Annotated in this window: 6 protein-coding genes and 1 pseudogene; 1 reads left to right on the top strand and 6 read right to left on the bottom strand. The window is 58.9% G+C overall.

Annotation, left to right across the window (positions count from 1 at the left end):
- Window positions 1-248 precede the first annotated feature (248 nt).
- Together ACSQ36_RS19480 and mnmE are read right to left on the bottom strand one after the other, a co-directional pair.
- A pseudogene (locus ACSQ36_RS19480) lies at window positions 249-1,293 on the bottom strand (virulence RhuM family protein).
- 108 nt (window positions 1,294-1,401) lie between these two features.
- Window positions 1,402-2,790: a tRNA uridine-5-carboxymethylaminomethyl(34) synthesis GTPase MnmE gene (gene mnmE / locus ACSQ36_RS19485; RefSeq protein ID WP_436183051.1), complete on the bottom strand. Its 1,389-nt coding sequence runs from the start codon at window positions 2,788-2,790 to the stop codon at window positions 1,402-1,404.
- A gap of 313 nt (window positions 2,791-3,103) precedes the next feature.
- Between mnmE and ACSQ36_RS19490 the strand changes: the two genes are divergently transcribed.
- Window positions 3,104-3,523, top strand: a complete 420-nt coding sequence (locus ACSQ36_RS19490) for a transcriptional regulator (RefSeq protein ID WP_213765071.1) — start codon at window positions 3,104-3,106, stop codon at window positions 3,521-3,523.
- Between the two features lie 79 nt (window positions 3,524-3,602).
- On the opposite strand, the gene yidC is transcribed toward ACSQ36_RS19490, so the two are convergent.
- The 4 genes from yidC to rpmH all read right to left on the bottom strand — a co-directional run bounded on the left by yidC (window position 3,603) and on the right by rpmH (window position 6,395).
- Window positions 3,603-5,279: a membrane protein insertase YidC gene (gene yidC, locus ACSQ36_RS19495; RefSeq protein WP_213765072.1), complete on the bottom strand. Its 1,677-nt coding sequence runs from the start codon at window positions 5,277-5,279 to the stop codon at window positions 3,603-3,605.
- Window positions 5,280-5,287: 8 nt separating this feature from the next.
- The gene (yidD, locus tag ACSQ36_RS19500; protein WP_255631416.1) at window positions 5,288-5,656 is read right to left on the bottom strand and encodes a membrane protein insertion efficiency factor YidD; all 369 of its coding nucleotides are present in this window, start codon (window positions 5,654-5,656) and stop codon (window positions 5,288-5,290) included.
- Between the two features lie 68 nt (window positions 5,657-5,724).
- Entirely contained in the window at window positions 5,725-6,207 is a 483-nt protein-coding gene (rnpA, locus tag ACSQ36_RS19505; protein ID WP_213765073.1) for a ribonuclease P protein component, read from the bottom strand.
- Window positions 6,208-6,260: 53 nt separating this feature from the next.
- A complete protein-coding gene (gene rpmH, locus ACSQ36_RS19510) occupies window positions 6,261-6,395 on the bottom strand; it encodes a 50S ribosomal protein L34 (RefSeq protein ID WP_006998755.1) in 135 nt (44 codons plus the stop codon).
- Window positions 6,396-6,814 lie beyond the last annotated feature (419 nt).

Raw genomic sequence — 6,814 nt, forward strand, 5'->3', positions numbered from 1 at the left:
CAACCCTCGCGTTTTCAACTGGTTGTCTCAATCTACCCCTCTAAGAAGTCAGAGCACAGATTCCAAAAATCTCGATGCGCTCAACCGCGTATGCCGCCCTGCGGTAGATGATTTTGCCGCAGATCGTATGGGCGAACGCTCGCTCGCGTTGGAAAGAGCGCGGGTCGTTCGCCCTTGATCGATGCACAGGCCCTCTGGTGCTATGGTCGCGCGCGAAACACTCGATGGATCGCGACCTTTTGTTAGCCTTAGGACGCGTCACTCCCGCTGTTCTTCATAGTCAACCTGCGCTCTACCTCTTCCAACTCCTCGAGATCCTGCGCGTCGGCCTGCAATACCTCGACCCCTCGTCGCTGCTCATCGAATTGCTCGTAGCGGTCGTGCGCAATCTCTACCATTTTGTCGTGACTCATTCGTCCGTTTCCCTTTAGTAACGGGCTTTCATTGAATTCGATAAACGTATCGACGTAATTACGCCAATCGGCCATGCGCAAATCCTTGCGCTTTGCCGCGCGCAATTCGGCAAAGTCCAGAAACAGCATAACAATCCGGTTGAGGAGGTTAATTTCATCCGCGTTCAGATAGTTCTTGGCGACGATTACGTCTGACTTGCGCTCGTCCGGTTTTCCACGCGGTGAGTGCCATATTTGGTTGACTCGGATCAGCACGTTTTACTACGATTTCTGCGGCCGTTTGCTGTGTGACCGCGTAGAACATCTTGTTTTGAACTTCGGCAAAGAATTGTCCGGCCGCTGCGGAATCGTCGCGATAGTCGACCGACAGGGCAAACAAATCTCGCACCTTCTGATAAAAACGCTTCTCGGACGCCCGTATGTCGCGAATGCGCTGTAGCAGTTCGTCGAAATAGTCCCATCCGGTCGGATCCTTGAGTCGGGCGTCGTCCATGACGAAACCCTTGACGAGGTATTCCTTCAAATGCGCGGTCGCCCATTGGCGGAATTGCGTGCCGCGAGCAGAGTTGACGCGATAGCCGACAGCCAAAATCATCTGCAAGTCGTAGAACTTGACAGGCCGTTTTACTCGCCGATTCCCCTCGGTTCGAACTATTAAGTCTTCTTTAATAGTTGCCTCAGAGCTTAATTCGCCTTCGGCCAAGATATTCTTGATATGGATGTTGACGTTCGGGATCGAGGTCTGAAATAACGCGGCCAGCTCGAGTTGACTCAGCCAAACGGTGCCGCCTTCCGCACGCAAGAAAAATTGCGCGGTTCCGTCGTCCGTCGCATAGAGCACGACCTCGCCCTTATCCGACGATTTGTCAGTCATGTTCATACTGCAGTTCCCTCAGATAGCCGGCCCTTTGCTTTTCGAATTGCACCAACAGTGGCTCTCGCTCGTCCCCTTGGAACATTAGAGGCACTTCGTACATCGATCTCACGTCTACTTCCCAATACAAAACCGGCTGAAAATCACGCCCAGCAGATCATCGGAACTGAACTCGCCGGTGATCGAATTGAGCTGATCCTGTGCGAGCCGCAGCTCTTCGGCAAACAAATCGAGCGCTTGCGAATTCTGGTTCGCATGGTCCGCGGCAATCGCCAGATGTTCGCGCGCAGCGCGCAGCGCAATCAGATGCCGTTCGCGCGCCAGATAGATACTCTCCGCGCCCGCCTGCCACCCTGCAATCTTGAGCAATTCGCTACGCAATATCGCGATCCCCTCACCCGTTTTCGCCGATAAACGCACGTCGCGCACGCCATCACCGGCCGTTTCCGCCGATGCCTCAACACCCGCCAGATCCGCCTTGTTCAGCACGCGCACGACCGGCACGCCCACCGGAAAACGCGCCGAGATTGCTGCATCCTCGGTACTCAGCGCCTCGCGTGCGTCCAGCAGATGCAGCACGACATCCGCGCGGCCGATTTCCCCCCAAGTCCGTTCGATACCAATCCGCTCCACCTCGTCCTGGGTTTCGCGCAGGCCGGCGGTATCGATGACATGCAGTGGAATGCCTTCGATCTGAATAGTCTGCGTGACCTTGTCGCGCGTGGTGCCGGCAATCGGCGTGACGATGGCGAGTTCAGCGCCGGCCAGCGCATTCAGCAACGACGATTTGCCCACGTTCGGCTGCCCCGCGAGCACAACCGATAGCCCCTCGCGCAGTAGCGCGCCCTGTCGAGCATCGGCGAGCACTTTGTCGAGCAGGGCACGGATGCGCGCGAGCTTGCCGCGGGCATCGGCGGCTTCCAGGAAATCGATCTCCTCCTCGGGGAAATCGAGCGTCGCTTCGACCAGCATCCGCAACGTGATCACGTCTTCCACGAGCGCATGGATTTCGCGCGAGAACGCGCCATCGAGCGAGCGGCCCGCCGAGCGCGCCGCGGCTTCCGTGCTCGCCTCGATCAAATCCGCGACAGCTTCGGCCTGCGCCAGGTCGAGCTTGTCGTTGAGGAACGCGCGACGCGTGAACTCACCGGGTTCGGCCAGCCGCACGCCGAATTCGCGACCGGTATCGACAGCTCGCTGCAACAGCAGTTGCAGCACGATCGGACCACCGTGTCCCTGCAATTCGAGCACGTGTTCGCCGGTATAGGAATGCGGTGCGGGGAAATACAGTGCAATGCCGCGATCGATCGCTTCGCCGCGCGCATCAATGAACGGCACATAGCTCGCGTGCCGCGCGTCGAGCAACTGGCCGCACAGCGCAAGCATCGCGTGCCTCGCCGCTGCTTCGCCCGCCCGCCCGAACGACAGCCGGATTACGCCGATACCCCCGCGCCCCGGCGCGGTGGCGATCGCGACAATCGGATCGGTGTCGTTATTGGACATGGTTTTTTCCAGCGGAACGCGCGTGAACGAGTGGCGGCATTGTAGCGCGGTGCTCTCGTTTCGCTGCGTGGCACGAGCCGTTAGGACGATTCTCAATTTATCTTACGTGGGATATGATGAAGCGTCGGACTGGCTGTTGGCGCGCATCGTTTCGTTGGCTGCAAATGTGGTCGTTATTGGGTCATGCCTATCAATCAACCATTGCGGCATTCTGATGTTGTTTTTCCTGAGCGCGCTAAAAATTAGAAAGATGCGCCATATCTAGCGTAGGCGGTTGACTCCCCCACTGCGTTTGCCTCGCACAATCGCGACCATGCCAACACCCAAAGAGAAAACCGATTTTTCGGATCGGCTCAAATTTTCAATGACACGCGCGCCCGAGAAAATGCGCGGTGCGACCGATCTCGCTTTGCATTTCAATTTGCGATATCACGGCGAACCCGTTTCGCCGCAAACCACGCACAAGTGGCTGACCGCGCGTTCAATTCCCACGACCGACAAACTGGCGACGCTCGCCGAGTGGTTCAAGGTCGAACAGCACTGGCTTCACTACGGACCGCCGCCAAGCGGGAATCCGCAAGGCGCACCGAAGCCGATCACACATGATGAGAAATACCCGGCTTCGGAGGAGACCCTTGAACTGGCTTCGAAGATCGAGGCGCTTTCGTCGCACCACCGGTATTTGCTGGAAGAACTGGTCGATCAGTTTTATGGGACGGGTGGGAAACGCTAAAACGCATACGCAAACAGTTCACAGAAACGAAAACGCCCGGCATAAACCGGGCGTTTTCAATCCAACCAAAGACCAAACTTTAAGCCTTCGCTACCTTCTTCTGCCCCATCATGCGCGTGATGTAATACTGCTGCGCGATGGAAAGCACGTTATTCACAACGTAATACAGCACCAGTCCTGACGGGAAGAAGAAGAACATGACCGAGAAAGCCAGCGGCATGAACATCATCATTTTTGCCTGAACCGGATCCGGCGGCGTGGGATTCAACCGCGTTTGCAGGAACATGGAAACGGCCATCATCACCGGCAGGATGTAGAACGGATCGGCCTGTGACAAGTCGTGAATCCACAAGACCCACGGCGCACCGCGCATTTCCACCGACGACAGCAACACCCAGTACAGCGAGATAAACACCGGAATCTGTACAACGACCGGCAGACAACCGCCGAACGGATTCACCTTCTCGGTTTTATAGAGCGCCATCAGCTCCGAATTCATCTTCTGCGGATCGCCCTTATACCGTTCACGCAATTGCGTCATGCGTGGCGTGATGGTCTTCATGCGTGCCATCGACTTGTAGCTTGCCGCCGACAACGGGAAGAACACCGCCTTGATCAACAGCGTGAGCAGGATGATCGACCAGCCCCAGTTGCCCACATAGCTATGGATCTTCTCGAGCAGCCAGAACAGCGGCTTCGCGATGATCGTCACCATGCCGTAGTCTTTCACCAGCTCAAGACCCGGTGCGATGCCTTCAAGCATCCGCTCTTCTTCAGGACCGGCAAAAAGCCGCGCCTGCACGTCGACGGTCTGCCCTGGCGCAATGGTCTGCAACGGCTGCTGCACGCCGACGCGATACAACGCAGGATCGATCTTCTGCACGTAGATATCGCGCTTCACGCCCTGCTGCGGAATCCACGCCGACGCAAAGTAATGCTGCACCATCGCGACCCAGCCGTTATCGGCGGAGGGCGCAAAATCTTCCTTGCCCTTGTCGATATCGCTGAACGTCATCTTCTGGAAGTGATGCTGCTCGGTATAAACAGCCGGCCCGATGAACGTATGCGAGAAGCGCGGCGTTTCCACCGGCGAATCGTCGCGCACGAGTTCCATGTACAGGCGCGGCGTGACCGGCGCAGTGCCGACGTTCTGCACCTTCGTGTCGACACCGATCACATAGCTGCCGCGCGTGAACGTGTAGGTCTTGATGACCTTCACGCCACCCTTGACCGGCGACTCGAACGCGATTGACAACGTGTTGCCGCCGTCCATCGACGTCTGGCTGCCCGGCACGAGCGTGAAGACGTCGTTGTGGTTCGGGAAGTCGCCGCCGAGCAGGCCCGTGCGCGCAAGATACGTGTGCGTCGCGGTGTGATCGAAGAGCGTGATATACAGATCCGGCTGCTTGCCGTCACCTTCCTTCACGAGCGACAGCTTCGAAAGCGTGCCGCCGCGCGTATCGATCTGACCGGAATAGACGTCCGTGGAGAAATTCACGAGCTGGTCTGCGGCGCTCGAAGCGGGTGCATTCGAACCCGGCGCGACCGGTGCGCCGGGTACGCCAGGGGTAGACGGCAAATCGGCGGCTTGCGTGCCCGGCGTCGTGGTTCCCGGTGCAGCGCTGCCGACCGTCTTGGTCGGGACGGCGCTCGGGAAGAACATCGACGGGCGCCCATGGTCACGTTGCCAGTTGTCGTACAGCATGACAGCCGACATGAAAAAGATGACCCATAGGACGGTACGTTTGATATCCATGCGTTGTCTCAGTGTCGATCGAAGAGCGCGTTATTGGCGCCGTGGTGGTTTGAACTCACTGAATTTGCCGGATCTGGCGAATTCGATGAGCTCGGGGCAGAGTCGTCGACTGGGTCGGCCGCTGACGCGCCATCCTGCTGAACGCAGCCGGCGGCGGACGGAGGCACGGGGACCAGATCGATGCCGCCAGCCGAAAACGGATGGCAGCGGCACAGACGTTTTGCTGCGAGGAATGAGCCACGCGCGGCGCCATGATACTGGATTGCTTCGCGCGCGTAGTCAGAACACGATGGGTAAAAGCGGCACCGGTTGCCGAGCATGGGGCTCACCGCAACCTTGTAGAAGCGTAATAAGGCGATCAACGCCCTTTCTGCCATTCGTGCCGTCTGCATAAAATTCGCGCTCGGGTCGACGCCGGACCAAGCCGGCGTGCGCCTGAAGCGGCTCATGAGCCCGCAGGCGCGGGTGGGTCACTGACGATAGTCGATGCACCCGGCTCTCCCATACGCCGCGCGGCTTCGCGCACTGCACGGTCAAGCAGGCCGTCGATCTCCTCGCGAAACAACGTACGCAGCGGCGGCGATTTCGCGCTCGGCATGGCCTTGCGGTCAATCTTCGCATGCAGCCGCAGCAGGATGTCCCATCCGCCAAGCTCCGCGCGCCGAAGCCGGAATGCCTCGCGCGCCAACCGCTTGATCAGATTGCGCGTCACCGCGCGCGGCGCAAACTTCTTGCCGATAACCAAACCCAGTCGCGCCTCGTTGCCTGTCGGCTTGCCATACAGGACAAAGTGCGGGGACCGGCGCCAGGGGCGCAAACGAAAAACGGATGAGTATTCATCCGTTTTCAGCAGCCTTGCGGCCTTGGGGAACGCGGCACGCGCTCGCAACTGACTGGTTTCCTGTCCGGAGCTTGTCGTGCTGCGCACCTGGCCGTCGCACGCGTCTGGGCGAGTGCCGGGGCGCGCCGTCAAAAGCGACCTTATACAGCCAGGCGCTTGCGGCCCTTCGCGCGACGTGCGTTGATCACCTTGCGGCCGCCGGCCGTCTTCATACGGACGCGAAAGCCGTGGGTACGCTTGCGGCGGGTAACGGAAGGTTGGTAAGTGCGTTTCATGTTGGTCTCACTTGGGTAAAAACGGACCGCGCGGCTAGAGGTAAGCGACGTAAAAAGCGACGCACCGGCCGGTGGTACAGGAATTCGGGTTTTGCGGAACCCGCTATTTAAACCGTTTTCCTATTGACCGTCAATAGGTTACGAGGCATGGCGAGCGGTTTTCGAAGAAGTCCACAGGCCTGACGATTCGATACGCCGCATGGTCCGTCCCTGTGGATAACTCGCGCCGCGGTTGCATTTGGCGTTAGAATCTCCGCTCAATCCGACGTAACCGCACGTTGTCCCGGTCCGCTGTACCGCCTGCAAAAGCATGGTGGACAAGGCTCTGGGGCACGCTTGCCCGCGCGCACCGGGCCTTGTCGCCGAGTGGCGGCGAGGGCGGCGGCAGGACTCGCGGTAAACCCTAACGACTGCATTCG

The organism is Caballeronia sp. LjRoot34, assembly GCF_964253815.1.
In the GTDB taxonomy this organism is placed as follows: Bacteria; Pseudomonadota; Gammaproteobacteria; order Burkholderiales; family Burkholderiaceae; genus Caballeronia.

Coding starts and splice junctions, on each gene's coding strand:
- mnmE (WP_436183051.1), bottom strand. CDS start 2,790: ATGTCCAATAACGACACCGATCCGATTGTCGCGATCGCCACCGCGCCG.
- ACSQ36_RS19490 (WP_213765071.1), top strand. CDS start 3,104: ATGCCAACACCCAAAGAGAAAACCGATTTTTCGGATCGGCTCAAATTT.
- yidC (WP_213765072.1), bottom strand. CDS start 5,279: ATGGATATCAAACGTACCGTCCTATGGGTCATCTTTTTCATGTCGGCT.
- yidD (WP_255631416.1), bottom strand. CDS start 5,656: ATGGCAGAAAGGGCGTTGATCGCCTTATTACGCTTCTACAAGGTTGCG.
- rpmH (WP_006998755.1), bottom strand. CDS start 6,395: ATGAAACGCACTTACCAACCTTCCGTTACCCGCCGCAAGCGTACCCAC.